This is a genomic window from Ruegeria sp. YTSA135, assembly GCF_059610165.1.
This window is the reverse complement of record NZ_JBXWNC010000013.1, coordinates 51,258-70,932: the sequence shown is the minus strand read 5'-3', so window position 1 is coordinate 70,932 and position 19,675 is coordinate 51,258. Positions and strand designations below refer to the sequence as shown.

Annotated in this window: 21 protein-coding genes; 4 read left to right on the top strand and 17 right to left on the bottom strand. The window is 57.4% G+C overall.

The annotated features are described in order from the left end of the window. Nucleotides 1-29: 29 nt before the first annotated feature. From AC2FIT_RS16340 to AC2FIT_RS16315, 6 genes are read right to left on the bottom strand one after another with little or no spacing between them, the layout of a single operon-like run. Nucleotides 30-674: a DUF1523 family protein gene (locus tag AC2FIT_RS16340; protein WP_496831107.1), complete on the bottom strand. Its 645-nt coding sequence runs from the start codon at nucleotides 672-674 to the stop codon at nucleotides 30-32. Nucleotides 675-685: 11 nt separating this feature from the next. Next, nucleotides 686-952: a hypothetical protein gene (locus tag AC2FIT_RS16335; RefSeq protein WP_068338475.1), complete on the bottom strand. Its 267-nt coding sequence runs from the start codon at nucleotides 950-952 to the stop codon at nucleotides 686-688. Continuing rightward, nucleotides 953-2,290, bottom strand: coding sequence for a DUF6638 family protein (locus tag AC2FIT_RS16330; protein ID WP_496831106.1), 1,338 nt, complete (start codon nucleotides 2,288-2,290; stop codon nucleotides 953-955). Continuing rightward, on the bottom strand, nucleotides 2,287-2,991 hold the full coding sequence (locus AC2FIT_RS16325) for a hypothetical protein (RefSeq protein ID WP_496831105.1): 705 nt from the start codon (nucleotides 2,989-2,991) through the stop codon (nucleotides 2,287-2,289). Before AC2FIT_RS16325 ends, AC2FIT_RS16330 begins: the two co-directional genes overlap by 4 nt. A 56-nt stretch (nucleotides 2,992-3,047) precedes the next feature. Further along, a complete protein-coding gene (locus AC2FIT_RS16320; RefSeq protein ID WP_496831104.1) occupies nucleotides 3,048-4,979 on the bottom strand; it encodes an AAA family ATPase in 1,932 nt (643 codons plus the stop codon). A gap of 21 nt (nucleotides 4,980-5,000) precedes the next feature. Further along, the gene (locus AC2FIT_RS16315) at nucleotides 5,001-6,119 is read right to left on the bottom strand and encodes a hypothetical protein (protein WP_496831103.1); all 1,119 of its coding nucleotides are present in this window, start codon (nucleotides 6,117-6,119) and stop codon (nucleotides 5,001-5,003) included. Between the two features lie 99 nt (nucleotides 6,120-6,218). Between AC2FIT_RS16315 and AC2FIT_RS16310 the strand changes: the two genes are divergently transcribed. Further along, nucleotides 6,219-6,401, top strand: a complete 183-nt coding sequence (locus AC2FIT_RS16310) for a hypothetical protein (RefSeq protein WP_496831102.1) — start codon at nucleotides 6,219-6,221, stop codon at nucleotides 6,399-6,401. Here AC2FIT_RS16310 and AC2FIT_RS16305 read toward each other — a convergent pair. Then, nucleotides 6,398-7,477: a hypothetical protein gene (locus AC2FIT_RS16305; RefSeq protein ID WP_496831101.1), complete on the bottom strand. Its 1,080-nt coding sequence runs from the start codon at nucleotides 7,475-7,477 to the stop codon at nucleotides 6,398-6,400. The genes AC2FIT_RS16310 and AC2FIT_RS16305 overlap by 4 nt on opposite strands. 249 nt (nucleotides 7,478-7,726) lie before the next feature. Here AC2FIT_RS16305 and AC2FIT_RS16300 point away from each other — a divergent pair, with 249 nt between their 5' ends. Beyond that, entirely contained in the window at nucleotides 7,727-9,202 is a 1,476-nt protein-coding gene (locus AC2FIT_RS16300; protein ID WP_496831100.1) for an NAD-dependent succinate-semialdehyde dehydrogenase, read from the top strand. 209 nt (nucleotides 9,203-9,411) lie between these two features. Here the strand turns inward: AC2FIT_RS16300 and AC2FIT_RS16295 are convergent, their stop codons facing one another. The 6 genes from AC2FIT_RS16295 to AC2FIT_RS16270 form a co-directional block, all read right to left on the bottom strand. Continuing rightward, the gene (locus AC2FIT_RS16295) at nucleotides 9,412-9,879 is read right to left on the bottom strand and encodes an Hsp20 family protein (protein WP_496831099.1); all 468 of its coding nucleotides are present in this window, start codon (nucleotides 9,877-9,879) and stop codon (nucleotides 9,412-9,414) included. A 122-nt stretch (nucleotides 9,880-10,001) separates the two neighbouring features. Beyond that, complete coding sequence (locus tag AC2FIT_RS16290; protein WP_496831098.1) at nucleotides 10,002-10,817, bottom strand: trypsin-like serine peptidase; 816 nt, start codon at nucleotides 10,815-10,817, stop codon at nucleotides 10,002-10,004. After that, the gene (locus tag AC2FIT_RS16285; protein WP_496831097.1) at nucleotides 10,814-11,605 is read right to left on the bottom strand and encodes a trypsin-like serine peptidase; all 792 of its coding nucleotides are present in this window, start codon (nucleotides 11,603-11,605) and stop codon (nucleotides 10,814-10,816) included. Before AC2FIT_RS16285 ends, AC2FIT_RS16290 begins: the two co-directional genes overlap by 4 nt. Before the next feature lie 117 nt (nucleotides 11,606-11,722). Beyond that, nucleotides 11,723-13,039: a glycolate oxidase subunit GlcF gene (gene glcF, locus AC2FIT_RS16280; protein ID WP_496831096.1), complete on the bottom strand. Its 1,317-nt coding sequence runs from the start codon at nucleotides 13,037-13,039 to the stop codon at nucleotides 11,723-11,725. Nucleotides 13,040-13,043: 4 nt separating this feature from the next. Beyond that, nucleotides 13,044-14,144 carry an FAD-binding protein gene (locus tag AC2FIT_RS16275; protein ID WP_496831095.1) on the bottom strand — a complete coding sequence of 367 codons (1,101 nt, stop codon included), beginning with the start codon at nucleotides 14,142-14,144 and terminating at the stop codon, nucleotides 13,044-13,046. Nucleotides 14,145-14,167: 23 nt separating this feature from the next. Beyond that, nucleotides 14,168-15,616: an FAD-linked oxidase C-terminal domain-containing protein gene (locus tag AC2FIT_RS16270; RefSeq protein ID WP_496831094.1), complete on the bottom strand. Its 1,449-nt coding sequence runs from the start codon at nucleotides 15,614-15,616 to the stop codon at nucleotides 14,168-14,170. 82 nt (nucleotides 15,617-15,698) lie between these two features. Between AC2FIT_RS16270 and AC2FIT_RS16265 the strand changes: the two genes are divergently transcribed. Both AC2FIT_RS16265 and AC2FIT_RS16260 read left to right on the top strand, forming a co-directional pair. After that, entirely contained in the window at nucleotides 15,699-16,409 is a 711-nt protein-coding gene (locus AC2FIT_RS16265; RefSeq protein WP_496831093.1) for a DUF599 domain-containing protein, read from the top strand. 35 nt (nucleotides 16,410-16,444) lie between these two features. Beyond that, a complete protein-coding gene (locus AC2FIT_RS16260; RefSeq protein ID WP_496831092.1) occupies nucleotides 16,445-16,792 on the top strand; it encodes a hypothetical protein in 348 nt (115 codons plus the stop codon). A gap of 3 nt (nucleotides 16,793-16,795) precedes the next feature. Here AC2FIT_RS16260 and AC2FIT_RS16255 read toward each other — a convergent pair whose 3' ends face one another. The 4 genes from AC2FIT_RS16255 to AC2FIT_RS16240 all read right to left on the bottom strand — a co-directional run bounded on the left by AC2FIT_RS16255 (nucleotide 16,796) and on the right by AC2FIT_RS16240 (nucleotide 19,674). Further along, nucleotides 16,796-17,281, bottom strand: a complete 486-nt coding sequence (locus AC2FIT_RS16255; RefSeq protein ID WP_496831157.1) for a flavodoxin family protein — start codon at nucleotides 17,279-17,281, stop codon at nucleotides 16,796-16,798. A 1-nt stretch (nucleotide 17,282) separates the two neighbouring features. Then, nucleotides 17,283-17,753, bottom strand: a complete 471-nt coding sequence (gene rlmH / locus AC2FIT_RS16250) for a 23S rRNA (pseudouridine(1915)-N(3))-methyltransferase RlmH (protein WP_496831091.1) — start codon at nucleotides 17,751-17,753, stop codon at nucleotides 17,283-17,285. Nucleotides 17,754-17,797: 44 nt separating this feature from the next. Further along, nucleotides 17,798-18,157: a ribosome silencing factor gene (gene rsfS / locus AC2FIT_RS16245; protein WP_058276550.1), complete on the bottom strand. Its 360-nt coding sequence runs from the start codon at nucleotides 18,155-18,157 to the stop codon at nucleotides 17,798-17,800. A gap of 164 nt (nucleotides 18,158-18,321) precedes the next feature. Further along, nucleotides 18,322-19,674, bottom strand: coding sequence for a mechanosensitive ion channel family protein (locus tag AC2FIT_RS16240; RefSeq protein WP_496831090.1), 1,353 nt, complete (start codon nucleotides 19,672-19,674; stop codon nucleotides 18,322-18,324). Nucleotide 19,675: the final 1 nt, after the last annotated feature.

The following is a 19,675-nucleotide window of genomic DNA, read 5'->3' as shown; positions in this document are numbered from 1 at the left end:
GTGATGGCGGGATCAGTTGATCCTGGCCATCACTTGGACTTCCAACTGTTCAACCACCGTTTAAATCGGCTGCTTCTTTCTTCGATCGCGTCACCGGCGGCATAGAGCCCGTCCTCCATATTCTCAAGCACCGGGTCGATGCGGGCCTCGCGAAACCGACGCCAACGGGCCCAAATCGCCCAAAGAAGCGCGGCGAAGACGGTCAGGAAAATGATGTTGAACCACGGGATGATCCGTACATCAGGACTGTCGACCTGCCAAATCTTTACGGCGTTTGGAAAGATCGAAAGGAATTCGTTGCGCCAGCCATAATGTCGTACGACAATCCAGCGCGGATTTTCAGTAGAAGACTTCAGGTCCACCGCCTCGGCTTGCAGGTTTGAGGAGTTAAGTTTGAAGTAGGGCGGCCAGCTCCAACCGGTATCTTCATTTCGGTAAACCATCACCCTATCGTTGGTTTTTCGCGTCTGAATAAAGAATACGTCGCGGTTCGGTGCAGTCGGGTCGCTGCCAACGTCGTGCACTGACCAGAAAATGCTGTTCTCGCCCGGATCGATCCGCTTTTCATACGTATCCGAGATTCGCACCACGTCATGCTGCGGCAGAGTATAGTGCAGCACCGCTGCAAGCGTGCCCCAAAACAGGATGATTATGGCCCATTTGACGTATCGCATTGGCGAAGCCCTCACATGAAATTCGTAACGTAAATCAGGATCGCAATCAGGCTTAGCGGCACCACGTAAATCCCGAGGATCAGCTTGCGGCGCATAGACCCATCGTATTTTTCCAGGCCGCGCCGAATAAAAGCGTCGCGATCACCGGTCAGACCCTTTTTTTCCCAATGAGCAATCAGCTTACCGCGTCGAACCCAACGGGAATAGATCGAAACACCAACATAGAGGACCGTCAGAATGATCAGCAAGGGTACCAAAAAGCGCAGTGCGACGAACATTCAACCTCTCCCAACAGCGCCCCAGGGACCGACGCGCGCGATGATGTCATCGCTGACCCGATCCGCGCCATCCATATCCGGTTCATGGCCGAACAGCGCGGCACGGGCGCCTGCCTTGTCCACCTGATACTCGCGGGCGAGGAAATCGGCAACATAGGCTTTTTTGGCTTCGGACCACATGGCGTAGGTACGATAGAATAGCTCTTTGTGACAGATGAACATCTGCCGCGGGTCCAGTGGTGCCAATTCGGCCAGCAACATGTTCACCAGATCGCGGTTCGGCGTATCTGTGGCCCTAAGCGTATAGAAATAGGCCGGATGATCCGAGGTGATGCGCGGCCAAGGCCCACCATCACTCGCCCAGCGCAGCAGTTGCGCCAGGCCGTGATACGCGTCGGGCAGTTGGTCCGAGTGGTTGCGGGCCAGACGCCGCATGTCGCTGCGGTCCAGCCCAGTCAGATCGACACCTGCATTTGCCGCGGCGTCGATCGTCAGGAAATCCATCTTCTGCTGTAAAATCGCGGTGGCATCCACACCACGTGCCTTGACGATGGGTTCGACCAGATCGTTGTAATCAAGAAACTTGGCAATCTGGTTTCGCTGGGACGAGGTGAAGACGTGTTTGATCGGCAGGTCATCTGGTATATCGCCCACGCAAATCGCCGCCGGGTGATCGACGTCGGGGAACAGGTAGAGCCCACCGAAATGCGCCGTCCAGAAATTGCGCTGCTCAAAAGCTGTGTGACGCAGGCGGACAGGGTTGCGGGTGACGTCTCCGGTTTCCTTGGCGGTTTCGATCATCTTGGCGATCAGCACATCGTCGAACCATGCATCCTCTTCGGTTTTGAACCGTTCGACCATGCCCGCCAGTTGCTGCGCCTTGCGCAGGGTGCCGCCTGCGGTGTCAGCTTCGATTTCGATCTTGCGCAGGTTCAGCAGGTCGCGCGGGGTGGTGAGTTTGAAGACCGAGTTCACCAGCTCGCCGGCCACCGCATCGGTGGCGGTCAGGGCAAACAGTTGCGCCTCGTTCATCTCGATGAATTCGCGCAGGATATCGCGCGAGGTCGAGAATTTGACGTTCAGCAGGGGGCTGCGTTTCTGCTCGGTCGTCAGCAGGATGAACTGCCGATTGACCCCGTTGGGGTTGAGGTAGAGCGGGTCGTCCAGCTCAATCCCCACCTCCGGCGAATAGCCCGAGATATCGACATGGAAATCCGTCAACGCCGTGGTCTTGCCCGCCAAATGCTGCAGCGCGCGGTTATACCGCTCGACCAGAGCCGGGCTGGAGATGTGGACGAGATTGCCGAACATCAGGCCTTTTTCGATGAGGCGGATCATTGTCCGCTCTGTATAAATACTGGCATTACTGCACGCTTATCCTTTGCGACGTCTTCGGATTTTACGAAGTAGTGGGTTTTCCTCGGTACTTTCTTCGCCCTATCCAGAACGATACCAAACAAATTCGCTTGTAAGTCTTTGATAAGCATAACGACCTCTAAAGACCATTTTATCCAGCTTTCTGCCAGTATCTCAGGGTCTTCAAATTTCTTGTCAGCAGCGGAGAACCTTCGCAGTCTTTCAAAAAACACCAAGCTTTCTCCGAACACGAAGTATGTGTTGCCGTCCAGAGAATTGACATAGACTGATGCATCTGCATCGCAGGGCAGACTTCCTGCATTTTTTAGGGCCGTATTAAGTTTATAGTGAAAGCTCGTTTCGTTTCTAATGTTGCGGTTTATTGCGTGACCTTCCGAAGCGCCCAATCTTTCAATTTCTTCCGTACTTTTTTGGATGAGCGCCAGCATTTCCGGATCTAGCTTTTCAGTTTTCTTGGTTGCTTCTTTGAGGAACTCGTATGCCTCAAAAACGCGGGAAGATAACGTTCTCAGGACCACATGGAACTGAAGATCCGATGCAAATTTTACTGGACCTCTTTCGTCGTCCTGCCGCTCCGTAAGCCTGAGGAACCGCGCGAAAACGTTAAGTTCATTACAGATGTAAGACAGCATACCCAATACAGCTATCTCTTCCTTGGTCATCGAACCAAGATCAGACTTCTTCAGATTAAACTCATGGAAGTGGACTAGACTTTCAGTCACCCCTTACCCTCCAGATACCGCCGCTTGGCCTCTTCCATCCGGCCCATCTCACGGACGGCGTTCTCGATGGCAACCTCGTCGCTCTTGTCGGCATAGCGGAACTCGCTGTCGGCGTAGCGGTTGATCTCTTGCATCACCATCTCAACCGTGATCGGCTGGCGCAGGTCCTCGATCATGGCCTTCTTGGTGTCGTAGTCGCGGAACAGGAACAGGTCGGGGTTTTCCATCCACTCATCAGGCAGTTCGAAATCCATCGCGCGGACTTTCACCGCATCGGTGATGTTCTTGATCGCGCGGCCGGTGAACCGCTCATCCGCCTGTTGGATCGCCTTGAGGTAGGTGCCCATCTTGGCAATCGTATCCATCTGGCCGATCTCGCCGGAGACCCGGTCATAGACCTGCAGCAAGGCGTCCTCATGCGGGCGGGCGTGGCTTTCGAAACTGGCGGCGACGGCCTTTTTGATTTCCTGCGCGGCATAGGCGTCGTGTTCGCCCAGCGGGATGTCGTGGTTGCGGCCCATCAGCAGGTGCAGAATGTCGATGTAATCCTCACGCGTCTGCGGTCCGTCCACCAGGAACCGCGCGCCCGCCCGCTGGCGCAGGGCGTCGTCCACATTCTCGGGGTAGTTCGAAAACATGCCAAAGGTGCAGTTGCCGCGCACGACGGTGTTGGCCCCCGCAAAGCTCTCCATCAACACCGCGGTGATTTCCAGCTGCCCAGCGCTGGACTGCCGGTCGCCGCGTTTGCCGGCCAGCTGGTCGATATCGTCGATGGTGCCAAAGCCGATGACCGAGGGGTCGATGATCGTGTTGATGAATGCCTTGGCGTTCTGGCCGGATTTGCCCTGATAGCTGTCGATATTGTCGGTGCTCAGGTTCTGATAGCGGAACGGATAGCCCGCGTTCTGGCAATAATCATTGATCAGCCCGGCCATCATCTGGATCAGCGTGGTCTTGCCGGTGCCCGGCTGGCCGTCGCCCATGAAGGTAAAGATGAACCCGCCGAGTTCCGCGAACGGGTTCAGGCGACGCTCGAAATCATAGGCCATCAGCATCTTGGCCAGCTTCATCGCCTGATACTTGGCAATATGGTTGCCCACCACCTCGTTCGGTTTCTTGAACGTCATAGTGAGGGTGGTGGATTTGGCTTTCGATGCGGGTTCAAAGCCCCGGATCGTCAGATCATCGGCTTCGATATGCCACGCGGCGTTCTGGAACGGAGCCAGATGGCCAGCGGACCCTGCGCGCAGGGCGGCCTTGTCCATCAGTTGTTCGGCATAGGCGCTGGTGGCCGCGATCAGGTGCGCGTCGTCCGGGGCGTGTTTGGCCAGCGTCTGATCCAATTCCCACAACGCACCGTGCAGAGCGAGTTGGCCGTTATCGGTCAGGACCTCCTGGACTTCGCCAATGTCGACCGTAGTTTCCCCCAGATGCGAGGACATCAAATAGGCCAGTGCGTTGCCGAATGTATGTAGCGTGACCAACGCCTCAGCCGTAAGCAGCCCAGAGAATTCGGTCTTGCGCGCGGCTGGCAAGTCTCCGGCCAGATTGGCGCGCTTCAAATCGGCCAGCGGGGTCTGGTCTGCATAGGCCTCGGCCACGGCCAGCGCGATTGAAATGGCACGGCGAATAGCCTGCTGCGCGGTGGCTTGCGGCGGCGAGACCAGCGCATCGCCCTCATCCGAGGCCTCGATCCGCTCAACCAGATGCACCCCGTCCGCGCGTGCGGTCCGGCGTGTGACAAGCCCCGGCGTGGTCGACCGGAACCGCCGCCCGGTTGACACACCCGGCGACCGTTCCGTCGAGGTCTCAACGGGTTTGGCAATCCGCGGCGCGTGTTCAAACCCGTTCAGCAAGGCGGTGGCCGCGGGATAATGCTTGCGAATATCCGCCTCGCGCAATTCCATCTGATCAGACGTCAAACTCATCTCAAAACCGCCTTTGTGTCTTTAGTATCTCAGGACTTGCCCAGTCGCGCTGACGACGAATTTCTGCACATCAGCAAAACCCGGCGGATTGCGTTCGGCCAGAACCTGAAACGGGCGCTGCGGCAGGATAATGGACCGTTGGGTGCGCGTGGCGCCGGTCTCGGCCCCCTGCCCGCCGAACGGGTCGAGGGCAAAGACCTCGCGCTCGACAGTGGAAAACCACCCGGTGCGTTCTTCGATGACCTCTTCGCTTGCCAACTCTTCCGTGGTCCATGCCAGCGCCCAGTCCTGCTCCTGAGGCGCCTGAGCGTCCTCGAGCACCTGCCGCAAGGGGCCGGATTGCTCGGTATAAGCCGAAGAATACATCGGCCCCACATGGATGCGGCGCAGGTGTTTGGGGTGCAGGTCGTCGAAATCTTGATCGAACCCTTTGGCGATGGTCAGCAATTTCAGCCCGCCTAGGGACTGCGCCATCAGATGCGCCTGCACCTCGGGCCAGCGGCGCTGGTCCTTGGGCAAAGCCGTTTTGCCGCTGTCCTCCAACTGCATCAGGTAGATGACCGGCAGGTTGATCTGGCTGTCATAGACCGCCCAGTGGATCATGAACTTGCGCCGCTCGCCTTCATTACCGATCCAGTGACATTCGGGATCGTTGCGAGACCAGAACAGCTGACCTTTCAATAATTCCTCATAATAGAGCCTTTGGGACAGCGCGAATTGCAGTTTTGTTGGAATTTCGCGGTCGCTGATGATGGTGCGGACCATGTCGGTTTTCAGATCATCTTCCGAGGGCATATTCTCAAGGTGCACCCGCGCCTGCTGCGCGTCATTGGCCATGGTCAGCAGTTCGGCCGCCACCGGAAATCCACTGTCGCGCTTGTCCATGGCGAGGCTGCCAAAGAACCGCCCCGTATCGCGCCCGACCAGCAGGTATTTCATGCTGAGCGCGCGGAAGGTGTACAGCAGCCCCGAGAGGTAGCGCGACACGATCCGCACCTCTTGCTTGCTGATCGCGCCCTCAGCCTCCATCGTAGCAGCCACACGTAGGAGGTGGATGGTGATCACCTCGAATTTGCGGAAATAGCGGCGCGAAGCGAAAGTGTCGGTCAGGCCGACATGGTCTTGGGTGGGGTTAGTCATTTTGGGTTACCAAACTTGTCGTAGGCCCAAGGGCGGTATTTTCGATCAAGCTCGCTCCCCTTTCTGTGGAACCAAATGAACAACCAAAAACCATAAGCGATGAGCGCCAAACTGGCCAAGACTATGACGACCTCGGTGATCAAAGCGTCCGAACCAAAAGCTCGTATTGCGATCACACATGATCCCACACAAAGCAACACTCCGATGGCGCCAAGCCCCAAGAACGAAGCCAAGAATTTGAGTGTTGAGCTAGTCCGACCCAATCGAACCATCGAGGATTAACCCCCATACAAATTCTTATCGTGCTTCTCGACAATCGACGCGAACCGGCGGGCAAAGCGTTCGTCCGCCTTGGCCTTTTTCTCCAACACGTCGCGGGCAAAGACCATGTGGTCCTCATGCGCCTCAAGCATGTCGGCCATTTTCTGGTTGGTCGCGGTGCCGATGGCGGCCATGGCGGTTTGCGCCTCTTGGTCTGTCTGCACGCCGATCTCGTTGATGCGGTGCGCCACGTCCTGCTGCTGCGCGGTTTTCAGCGATTTGGTGAGGGCGTCATAGAGCACCACGCGCTGTTGGGTGTCTGTCTGTAGCTTGTTGATCAGCACCATCTGCGTCGCCGCCTGGTTCTGCAGTGAATCGACCCAGGTCTTGCCCTTTTCGATATACCGCTCCAGCGTCTGAGACTTGGCCAGCTTGACCTGCTCTTCCTGAACCTTGGCGTTGTATTGCTTGTTCAGCTCGGCCAGTTCGGTCTCCAGCTGGGTACGCGCGGCAGCGTCCTGTTCGACGCTGATCTTGTTTTCCAGCGTAATAATGGTTGGGTCCATACTCTGAATCTCAGCCCGCAGCGCCTCGAGTTCCGCAACGGTCGCCTCACGGTCATCCAGCGTGCCGGTCAGATTATCCTCGACCTTGACACGCTGCTCTTCGAGCACCGCCAGCTGCCCTTCCAGCAGTTTCACGATCACGTCTGATTTGGCGATCAGGTCCTGCAGCTTGTCGTCGATATTAGCCGTGCGCATCCTCTCTTGCCGCATCGACTCGGATTTGCCTTTCGAGAAGATGCCAACAAACGATTCCCAGCCGGTTTTCGAGCGCATCTCGTCAAAATCCTTGGAAAACGCGTTGGTGACGTCATCCAGACCCATGATCAACTCGGCGATGTTGGCGTTCATCACCTCGGTATGGGCGTGCACGTCTTCGAGCGTTGCGTTTTCGATGTCGATATCCGCCTCGGCCGTGCCGATCTTGGTTCGGGCCGCTTCGATCCGGGATGTCAGCCCTTCAATCTGCGATTGGCTTTCCCGCACTTTCGCCTGAGTTTCTTCGATCAAGGCGTCAAATTGGTGGTTCGACATCACTGCTATCCCTTTTTTCTTCAATTACCCAATAAGATAGGGAATGTTACGCTGATTTACATCCCCGTGAGTCCAAAATTCCCGCAAACTGTGACAAACTCGGTCTCAAAAAGATAGGCGCGATGTTCTGACCTGATACCTGCGTTTGTTGATCAAATCTGGATTGATCCGCTTTGCATAGTGGGCATAGACAATCCAGACACCACCTGATTGGGTGCGTTGAACAAAATTCCTGCCGGAGGCTGACCCATGCTGGACGCAACAACCGATCTGAAATCCATTTTGAAAAACCCCGACCTGCTTGCGACCAAAGCCTATATCGGTGGTCAGTGGGTAGAGGGTGACAATGGCACCTTCGCGGTAACCAACCCCGCACGCGGTGACGTGGTCGCCGAGGTGGCCGATGTCAGCCGCGCCCAGGTCGCTGGTGCGATTGCACAGGCCGAGGCTGCGCAGAAGGAATGGGCCAAACTGACCGGAAAAGAGCGCGCCACGATCCTGCGTCGCTGGTTTGATCTAATGATGGAAAACGCCGAGGATCTGGGCAAGATCCTAACCGCTGAACAAGGCAAACCGCTGGCCGAAGCCATTGGTGAGATCGGGTATGGCGCCTCGTTCATTGAATTTTTCGGTGAAGAGGCCAAGCGCGTCTACGGTGAAACCATCCCCGGGCACCAACGCGACAAACGGATTATGGTGCTTAAACAGCCCATCGGTGTTGCAGCATCGATCACGCCATGGAACTTCCCCAACGCGATGATTACCCGCAAGGCCGGACCAGCGCTGGCTGCGGGCTGCGCTTTTGTTGCGCGCCCGGCAATGGAAACCCCTTTGTCGGCACTGGTTTTAGCGGTGTTGGCCGAACAGGCAGGTATCCCGGCTGGCGTGTTCAACGTTGTACCGTCATCAAGTGCCAGCGAGGTGGGTAAGGAATTCTGCGAAAACCCCGGCGTGCGTAAGCTGACCTTTACCGGTTCGACCGAAGTGGGCCGCATCCTGCTGCGTCAGGCGGCTGATCAAGTCATGAAATGCTCGATGGAATTGGGCGGCAACGCTCCGTTCATCGTGTTCGACGATGCTGATCTGGATGCGGCCGTCGAAGGTGCGATGCTGTGCAAGTTCCGCAACAACGGTCAGACTTGCGTCTGCGCCAACCGTATCTATGTGCAGGCCGGTGTCTACGATGAGTTTGCTGCCAAACTCAAAACCGCGGTAGAGGCGTTGAAGGTTGGCGATGGCCTGTCCGAGGGCACCACAACCGGCCCGCTGATCAACGATGATGCTGTCGCCAAGGTGCAGGAACACATTCAGGACGTCACCGACAAGGGCGGCGCGATTCTGACCGGCGGATTGCCCCACGATCTGGGCGGCACCTTCTTCCAGCCGACCATCGTAACCGATGTGACTCAGGACATGATGGTGGCACAGGACGAAACCTTTGGCCCGCTTGCCCCTTTGTTCAAGTTCGAAGACGAAGATGACGTGATCGCCATGGCCAATGACACCATCTTTGGTCTGGCTTCGTATTTCTATGCCAAAGATCTGAGCCGCGTCTACAAAGTGGCAGAGGCACTGGAATACGGCATCGTCGGTGTGAACACGGGCATCATCTCAACCGAATTGGGCCCGTTCGGGGGCGTCAAGCAATCCGGCCTTGGACGTGAAGGCAGCCACCACGGCATGGAAGACTACCTTGAGATGAAATACATCTGTCTGTCCGTGTGATCCAGTTTTGGCCAGCGCCTGCAAGCGTTGGCCTAACTTGACAACGCTCCTATAGGCAAAGGGCGCAGACGCCTGCAGCAATTGTGCGATGCATGATCAGTCTTACCACGTGGGTAATAAATACAACGCCCCGCGCCTGGAGGAACGCGGGGCGTATGGTGCGATGATCCAAAGAGGACAGGATCATCGCTTCGTTAATGTCGACCGCCTTAGTTTACGGCTTTGGCGTCGACCACATCCTTTTCGATGGCTTTCGCCGAAGAGATTTCGATCCGACGCGGCTTAAGGGCTTCTGGCACCTCGCGCTTCAGGTCGATGTTCAGCATCCCATCCTCGTGGCTTGCGCCCGTCACGCGCACGTGGTCGGCCAGGGCAAAGCGGCGCTCGAACGCGCGGGTGGCAATTCCGCGATGCAGATAGCTCCGCTCTTTATCCTCAGCGGCTTTTTTGCCCGCAACGATCAGAGCGTTTTCCTTGACTTCGACCGACAGGTCAGTTTCCGAGAAACCGGCAACAGCAATCGAAATACGATAGGTGTCGGCATCGGTTTTTTCGATATTATAGGGCGGATAGGTGGGCTGGGCCACGTCATTGGTCAGAACGCGATCCATCATGTCGGCGATCTGGTCAAAACCAATTGTGGCGCGGTGCAGCGGTGCAAAATCAAAACTACGCATGTGTCATATCCTCATGTTTGAGCGATCTGTATTACGCCCTCCGTTTGGACGGGCGACTGAGATTGCCAAGCCCCGTTATTGGCGACCCGGCAAGATTGAAATGGGAAGCGTTTTGGCCGAGTTCAAGACCCGCCGGATGAGATGAATTTCGCGCCCGAGTTCGACTTTCCCGACCCGACCTGCAGCCGTCGGATCGCGGCCTTGGGCTGTGGCGCATTTCGCCGCAGATCGGCCTTGAGTTCCGCAACGATTCCAGCCAGTTCCATTCCGTATCCAACTTTTTGGCGACCATCGGTTCCCACTGCGGACACGACCGACAGAATCTGCCAGCGCGGGCCGTTCCGGGCCAGCAGTGCCGAACCGGACGAGCCAAAGGTGATATCGCAATTGAATGAAATCAAACCCTGCTGGCGTTGCAGTATTCGACACGACCGCTCACGTGTGATCGCCTCTGACCGGCCACGCCCATATGATGCGAGACTAACCTCGTTCCCAGCCACGCGGCCGCTATGCAAGGCGAAGGGATCGGCGACAGAGTAGGGAATGGGGTGTTCCAGCCGCATCAAAGCCACGTCCGCCCGAACGGAGGCCGCGGACAGCTCTGGCAAGTGGACGTAGTCCGGATGTATTGCAATCTGAACCACTTTGCGGTCCGCCAACGCTTTTCCCGCACTCAGGCCAGCCCGAAACATCAGCTTGCCGGGCGCATAGATCTGACCTGTCCTTTTCTCAACCGCGCAATGGGCCGCTGTCAGAACCAAATCCTGCGCGATCAAAGTACCGGTGCAAAAGCCCTGATCGCCAATATCCAGCCGACCAATGGCTTCCCATCCGTACAGGTCTTCTCGATCAGTCAGTTTTCGCTTGGCGCTTTGCGCAAAGGATGCGGTTGACAGGACAGACAGGCACATAACGGCGCCAAGCATCAGACGTATCATGGTTTGATGAACCTCGCGCCGATGTTCTTTTTGGTCACGCCTTCGGAGATCTGTGCCCGAAACCCACGGCCTGCCGACAATTCAGCCTGCAACAGATGCAGCGATCCTGCGACCGGGGTGCCGACTGAAACGCGTTGGCCGTCAAATTCGGCCTTTGCGGCCACGACAGACACGATACGTGGACGCTCGCCCGCGAATGAAAAAACCGGTGCCCCGGACGAGCCGAACTCGACGTCGCAGGACATCACCAAAACATCCGACCGACGGGTCATGACCGAACAGACTTCTTGCAGCGCGGGCGCTTCGGCCCGATCCCGCCCGTACGAAACCACGCCAACCTCTTCTCCGTGGCCCGGGCGATCACCGGTTTCAAAGGGGATCACGGTCGTGTTGCGAATGGGTTGCCACAGCTCGATCAATGCAATGTCATTGCGCAGTCGCGCGGTCGATGTCTCGTTTTCATAACGATAATCGGGATGCACAACCGCCTGCCGCGCCGCGCGATAGGCCGACGCCCGACCCAAACGCCAAGCGGCAAGGAACTCAATCTCTGACAAGTCGATCCGTTGTCCTGTGGCCTTGTCATATAAACAATGCGCGGCCGTCAGAACCAATGTCGGTGAGATCAGCGTGCCGGTGCAAAAGCCCACCCCGTTGATGTCCAAGCGGCCGACGGCCATCCAAGCCCGCCCGGCATCGGTGGTGTCGAGGCTTTTCAGCCCGCTATCCTGCGCCATCGCCGCCATCGGCGTCAGAGCCAGCGCTAAAGCCTTGATCCAGTTTCGCAAGCGGTTCTCCGGCGTTGTTGCTTGCTTTTATCCCTACGGTTGGTGTGGGGCGAAAATAGGGCGACGGGTTCAGATCTGGTTTTCAAATCCAAGTGATGCACCGCGGCACCAGACAGCCTATCTGAGGATCGGAACCGCCGGCACGTTGTCCTGTTGCAAAGCCCGCGGTACGGGTCCGCCGGTGGCCCAATCCAACAGCTCGACCGTGTGCAGGATTGGGATATCAGTGCCCGACCCGATCTGCATCATGCAGCCAATATTACCCGCAGCGATCACATCGGGGTTTTTTGCCTCAAGAGTTTTGACTTTACGCCGTTTCAACTGCCCCGAAATTTTGGGCTGCATCAAGTTGTAGGTCCCTGCACTACCGCAGCACAGATGACTGTCAGCAGGCTCTAACACGGTGAATCCCGCTTTTTTTAGCAGGCTTTTGGGATGCATCTTTACCTTTTGACCGTGCTGCAAGGAACACGCTGCGTGGTAGGCAACCGTCATACCTTTGTTGGCCCCTGCCGGCAGGTCCAACTGGACCAGCAGCTCGCTGATATCCATTGCGATATCCGAAATACGCGCAGCGTCCTCTGCCAGCGGATCATTGCGGAACATATGCCCGTAGTCCTTAACAGTTGTCCCACAGCCCGAGGTGTTGATGACAATTGCGTCCAGACCATCCCCGTCCATTTCGGAAGTCCACGCTCTGATATTGGCGGCGGCTGCCTTGTGGCTGTCTTCCACCTTGCCCATGTGATGGGTCAAAGCACCGCAACAACCGGCGCCGTTGGCGACCACGACCTCGCACCCCAACCGCGTGAGCAAGCGGATCGTGGCGTCGTTGATGTCCGTGTTCAAAGCTTTCTGCGCACATCCTGTCATCAGCGCCACGCGCTTTCGGCGCTGTCCTTTGGGCGCAAAGCTTTGCGGGTCATCATTTCGGCTGACCGGAGGGATATGTCTTGGCGCCATATCCAGCATCGCCCGCAACCGCGCATCAGGGACAAGAAAACGAAATGGTCGGCCCAGCTTGGCCCCGATCAGAGCCCAGCGGAACCGCATCGGATAGGGTAGAATCTGCGCCAGCACCCACCGCAACGCACGATCGGTGAAGGGGCGTCTATACCTGGCCTCAATGTATTCGCGCGCATGATCGACCAGATGCATGTAGTGCACGCCGGACGGGCATGTTGTCATACAGGCCAGACAGGACAGGCAGCGGTCGATGTGTTTGACCGTTTTTTCGTCGGGCACACGCTCATTCTCAAGCATGTCCTTGATCAGATAGATGCGGCCGCGAGGGCTGTCTAATTCGTCGCCCAGAACTTGGTAGGTCGGGCAGGTGGCGGTGCAAAAACCGCAATGGACGCAGTTGCGCAAGATTTCGTTTGAGCGTTGGATCGCCGGATCTTGAAGCTGCTTTTTGGTAAATGTCGTCTGCATCACCCTACCCCATCAGTCCGGGATTAAAGACACCGCGAGGATCGAATCGCTGTCTTATTCCCCTTGTTAGAGCTTGTAATGCCATCGGTTCAGGTTGGAAGCGACCAAACGCCTTGACGGTTTCCTCGGCGGCACGCACCAGCGTGGCATGTCCGTCAAAGTGCCCCAGTCTTGTGCGAAGATCGGTGCCTTGCGGGACACGGGCCCAGATCAGGCCGCCACCCCAATCGAACAGGGTCTGATCCGCGCCCAGCCGTTCCGAAATTTCCGGTGCGTCGGTTGGCTTGACCGAAATCCGCCAGACATCACCGCCCTGATCATGAAACGCCTGCACATCACGAATGGCAGGCCACGTGGCAATCGGATCAGCGACCTCGCTTACCTCCCCTATGTTGGCAAGCAACGGCGTCAACTGTTCCAGTCGGTAAGACACCGAGTCCTGAAATCCTTCGACCCTGAGATAGGCGTTGCCATCCTGCGGATCATACGCCGCTCCGCTGACCTGAAACGGAGAATTCAGCCCAACAGACATGACCTGAACCGCCCTGTCGATATCGGCGACCCGAACGGCAAGGGTCGCAACGGCCTCGGGCTTTGGCAGCACCTTCAGCGATACTTCGGTCAGAACGCCCAACGTGCCCCAAGACCCCGCCATCAGTTTGACCAGATCGTATCCGGTCACGTTTTTCATCACGCGACCGCCATTCTTAACAACCTGTCCTGTCCCGTCTACATATCGCACGCCAAGCAAGAAATCGCGGCACGCCCCGGACTGAATGCGACGCGGGCCCGAGATATTGGCCGCGACCACGCCCCCAATGGTTGGCTCTGCTTTCGTACCCAGCAATCCGCGATGATCCATCGGTTCAAACGCCAGTTGCTGACCCTCTGCATTCAACGCGGCCTCGATTTCTGCCACAGGCGTTCCCGCCTGCGCCACCAGCGTCAGCGCGCCGGGTTCATACAGGGTTATGCCGTTGATACCCGAGGTATTGATCACGGCTTCGGGGCCAGACACCCCACGCGTGCCACCACCGACAATACGCACCGGGTTTTGCAATCCGGCCACCATTTCGGCCAGTTCGGCTTCTGTCCTAGGTTTCATGGCAATCATTCTTTGTTAGAGCCTTATTCTGCCGCTATTTGCGCCGTACGACGCGCCTCGGATGCGGCCAGCGGAAATACCTTGGCAGGATTCAGCAACCAGTTCGGGTCGAAGACATCCTTAACCGCCATCTGCGCCTCCAGATCTGCCGGCGCGTATTGATGAGACATCAGATCCCGCTTTTCTATGCCAACCCCATGCTCACCCGTCAGGCAACCGCCAACATCCACGCAAAGCTTCAGGATTTCGGCGCCGAAAGCCTCGCATTTCTCTAGATCGCCGGGCTTGTTGGCATCAAACAGGATCAGGGGATGCATGTTGCCATCGCCTGCATGGAACACATTTCCCACGGGCAGGCCGTATTCGTTGCTCAACTCTCCGATCCGGCGCAGCACTTCGGGCAAAGAGGACACAGGGATTGTGCCATCCAGACACATGTAGTCATTCATCTGCCCCATCGCGCCAAACGCTGATTTCCGCCCCAACCAGATTTTGGCGCTTTCCTCGGCTGACTGGCTTTCGCGCAGTTCCACCGGGTTATGGCGTTTTGCGATCTCGATGATTTTTGCAAGCTGATCGTCGATCTCAGCCTCCGAGCCCTCGACCTCGACAATCAGGAGCGCCGTGCAGTCGGGATAGCCCGCGTGGGCGAAATTTTCGCAGGCCTTGATACACAGCGTATCCATAAATTCGATCGCCACAGGCAGAATGCCAGACTTGATGATATCGGACACGCATTGCCCGGCCACCTCATTGTCATCGAACCCCATTAAGACGGGCCGCGCCCCTTCGGGCTTGCGTAGAATGCGCAGTGTCGCCTCGGTCACTACGCCTAACTGACCTTCCGACCCACAGATCAGACCCAGCAGGTCCAGCCCACCCGCATCCAGATGCGCGCCGCCGATCTCGATCACGCTGCCATCCATAAGGACCATTTTTACACCCAGAAGGTTATTGGTAGTCACCCCGTATTTCAGACAGTGTGCCCCGCCAGAATTCATCGCGATGTTTCCTGCGATGGCGCAGGCAAGTTGCGAGGACGGGTCCGGGGCATAAAAGAAATCTTCTTCTTCAACCGCGCCGGTCACGCTCAGGTTGGTGCGCCCGGTCTGAACGCGAATGAACCGGTTGTCGTAGTCGGTTTCCAGAACCTCATTCATGCGGGCGACGCCCAGGATAACGCAATCTGCTGTTGGTAACGCCCCGCCTGCCAGCGACGTGCCCGAACCGCGCGGCACAACGGGCACGCCTTCCTCATGGCAGATGCGCAGCACGTCCGAGACCTGCTGCGTGGTTGATGGCAAAACCGCCAGCATCGGAGGGCAGCGGTAAGCCGTCAATGCATCGCATTCATAGGCGCGCGTCTCGGCAGGGTCGTGAATCACGGCGTCATCGGGCAACACTTGCTGTAACCTGCGCAAAACCAAGGCTTTGCGGTTCAAAATATCGGGGTTTGGCGTTGGCATATCCATGGCGATCCCTCACGTTTGGTAAAGTAATATTACCAATTTACCCATCTGGCAAGTTTCCGTATCTCAACGTAGTGTCACGGCCATGACTTGGATCGAACGCGCCATGGTGTTTTCACCGCTCGACTACGCCGCCATTCTGCTGCTGCTTTGTGCCTGGCAGTGGATCGGTTGGCGGATCGACAACCCCTCGCCCAACAGGAAATCCGTCGCGATGATGATGGATGATTTCCGCCGCGACTGGATGCATGAGATGGTGACGCGTCAACCGCGCATGTTCGATGCGCAAGTGGTGGCCAGCATGCGGCAGGGCAGCACATTCTTCGCCTCGACCACCATGATCGCGATCGGGGGCGGACTGGCCCTGTTGGGGAATACAGAACGCCTTGCGGGAGTAGCGCGCGATCTTGCCATCGGCAGCGCACCTGCGCTGGTGTGGGAGATCAAGATACTGGTGGTTCTGGTCTTCTTGTCGAACGCATTCCTGAAATATGTCTGGGCACACCGCCTTTTTGGCTATTGCGCCGTGATGATGGCCGCCGTGCCAAACGATCCCGAGGACCCACAGGCCTATCCCCGTGCAGCACAGGCTGCCGAAATATGCGTGACGGCGGCGCGCAGCTTTAATCGCGCCCTGCGTGCCACCTATTTCGCGCTGGCCTCGGTCACATGGATTTTAGGGCCGGTCGCGTTGATTATCGGAACTGTTGCGACGTTTGGAGTGCTATACCGGCGAGAATTTGCATCCCATTCACGCTCGGTGCTGCTGAAATTACCGCCCAACACCAAGTCATGATGGCGCGGATAAGGCAGGCCACCTATCGTCGTTCTATGCGCTATCTGATTCTCAGTGCCTTTCTGGCAAGCCCCGCCTTTGCCGATCCCGCTGTGATCGAAAACGTCTCGGCCCGTCAAAACGGTGAGACTTGGCGTTTCGATGTCACAATTCGTCACCCAGATACAGGCTGGGATCACTATGCTGACGGTTGGCGTGTTCTGGACATGAACGGTAACGAGTTGGGCATGCGCGTGCTGCATCACCCGCACGAGACTGAGCAGCCGTTTACGCGCTCATTAAGTGGTGTTGTGATCCCAGACGGAGTCACTCAGGTTCAGATACAGGCGCGGTGCAATGTCGATGGCTGGAATGACGGCGCTATGGTAGTTGATCTGAACTAAACTTCAAAACACGCCAAGGCTGAGACCAGCCGCCAAGGCAGCACCGATCTCACGGCATTTTTCCAATTGATCCTTAGGGATGGTCTTTTCAGCCAGTATCGCCTCGGACGTTTTCGCATGGGTGCACAGGATCAGAGGCGGTTGCACCTCTTTCAGCCGCCAACCGGTCGCGATCCGGGCGATCTGATGCGCGGCATTCTCTCCGTCGGACCCCGCGCAAACCATCTGGGCATAGGGGCGTCCTTCGATCCTGCCCAGCACGGGATAATAACATTTGTCGAAAAACTCCTTCATCAGACCCGAAATCGCAGCCAAATTTTCCGGGGCACAGAAGATATAGCCATCGGCGGCCAGCAAATCCTCCGGCCCGGCCTGATCTGCGAATGTCAGAACAACATCCGCCTCGTCTCGCCCGGCCTCAGCCGCCGCTTCGGCCATCTGCCGGGCTCCACCAGTGCGGGAATGGTAAACAATCAGAAGCTGCGCCATGTCAGACCCGGTGATATGGGCCACCCGACAATATCGTTGCGGCCCGGTAAAGCTGTTCAGCGAGCATCACACGGACCAGCATATGAGGCCAGACCATCGCCCCGAAGGAGATGGAAAAATCGGCCTCAGCCCGCAGACCAGGGTCTATTCCATCGGCACCGCCGATGATCAGCGCAAGGTCTTGCCGCCCCGCATCCCGCCAGCCGCCGAGCTTCTCGGCAAATTCCGGCGATGACATCACCCGTCCGCGTTCATCCAACGTGCAGATCACCGCGCCTTTGGGCAGCGATTTGCGCAGCAGGGCGGCTTCGGCGCTCTTGCCTGTGCTTTTCTTGTCTTCGACCTCGACCACACGCGCGGGACCAAGGCCCAAGCTGCGGCCGGTCCTGTCAAATCGGGTCAGGTAATCATCAAGCAGGGACTTCTCCGGTCCGGCACGCAATCGCCCGACCGCACAAATGTTTATACGCATATTTCTCTCGCCACCGGCCTGTTAATGCAGACCGGGATAGCGCCTTAGTTGGCCGAGGCGCTGCCGCCCTGAGGCAGCCACATCTTTTCCAGCTGGTAGAATTCACGCACTTCGGGGCGGAAGATATGAACGATCACGTCGCCCGTATCGATCAGCACCCAGTCGCCGGCATCCTTGCCTTCGACCTTCGAGGTGAAGCCGAACTCCTGCTTGATGCGATCCGTCAGTTTTTCCGCCATGGCCGAGACCTGACGGGTCGACCGACCCGAGGCAATCACCATGTGATCTGCAACCGATGATTTGCCTTGCAGGTTGATCTGCACGACATCTTCGGCCTTGTCATCGGAAAGTGAGGAAAGGATACGCTCAAGCAGCTTATCGCTGATTGACTGAGAGTGGGCCATCACGCTGGCCCCGTCTTCGGCGGGCAAACCCGCCTGAGTATGTAGAGACAGAACATCGTCCTCCTTTGCTGCGCGCCGCAAACCCCCGGCGCCGGGGTAGTATAAAGGTAGCAAGAGGAATGCAACATTTCAATGAAATGCCGCGACGCGTAAGGCACAGGGGGTCACTCTTTGGCGACCTGTTGCGTGGCTGCGTCGTCGTCCAGCAACCGAACCTCGCGCTGTGGGAAGGGGATTGAGATACCCTGCTCTTTGAACGCGTCCCACAGGGCGAGGTAGACATTGCCCCGAATATTGGTCAGCCCCTTGGTCGGATCGCTGATCCAGAAACGCAGGACGTAATCGACACTGCTGTCGCCAAAGCCGGTAATGTGACAGACCGGTTCGTGCGGCCCGCCGCTGAGCACGCGCTTGACCCCTTTGACTGCCCGGATCGCGGTTGCACGCACCTGATGCGGATCGTCGCCATAGCTGGTGCCAAAATCCAGATCCAACCGCACAAACCGGTCCGAATGCGACCAGTTCACCACCTGGTTGGTGATCAAATCCTCGTTCGGGATCAGGTACTCCCGCCCGTCTCGCGTCACAACCGAAACATACCGCGCGCCGAGCGCATTGATCCAACCGAACGTGTCGCCCAGCGAGATCACATCACCCGGCTTGATGGACCGGTCCATCAGGATGATGATCCCCGAGATCAGGTTCGACACCACCTTTTGCAGACCAAAGCCGATCCCCACGCCGATCGCACCGGACAGCAGCGCGATGCCTGTCAGATCAAAGCCCAACGTGCGGATGGCCACCAGAAAGACGGTGCCATAAAGCACAACCTGGATACCCTTGGCCAAAAGCACCTGCATTGATGGGGAAATATCGTCGTTGCTCTGCAAACCCCGTTCGGCCGCACGGGCACCTAAACGGGCCAGGGTCAGTAGGATACCAATCAGCAGGGTCGCCTTGAGTATCCCAAGGACCGAGATGTGCAGCTCACCAATGGATACCGCCACACCGTCCAGAAACTCGGCCACATCATCCGTAAGATTGAGTGCAATCAGGGTTGCATAGACCCACATGGCCCATTTGAAGATCCGCCGCAGGGTTCGGTTGCGCACCAGCCGGGCAACCAGCGCAATCGCCAGCCATGCCGTCGCCAGCGTCGCCACAACCCCGATGATGTAGCTGCGTGACGGCCAGGTGATCTGCTGCATCAGCAGATACAACGCCCAAGACAGTACCACGAAATAGACCAAAGTCAGGCGCTGCATCAGCTGGACAAGGATCCGCAGCCGCCATTTTGGCCAGCCAGCCCGGGCCCGCGCCCAAGTTTCCCACCGGCCTTGCGTTGCCAGTTTCAGGCTATAGGCCACGGCCCACAAAACCAGAATGATGACCAACTGATGCTGCCGCCAGCCAGGCGTGACAATCAGCTCGACAAGATTTTCGAATTGCACGGAAAAGCCCGCTGTCATGTTCTGATAGAGGTCCGACAGCGAACTGGGGATCAGATCTTGGTCCATA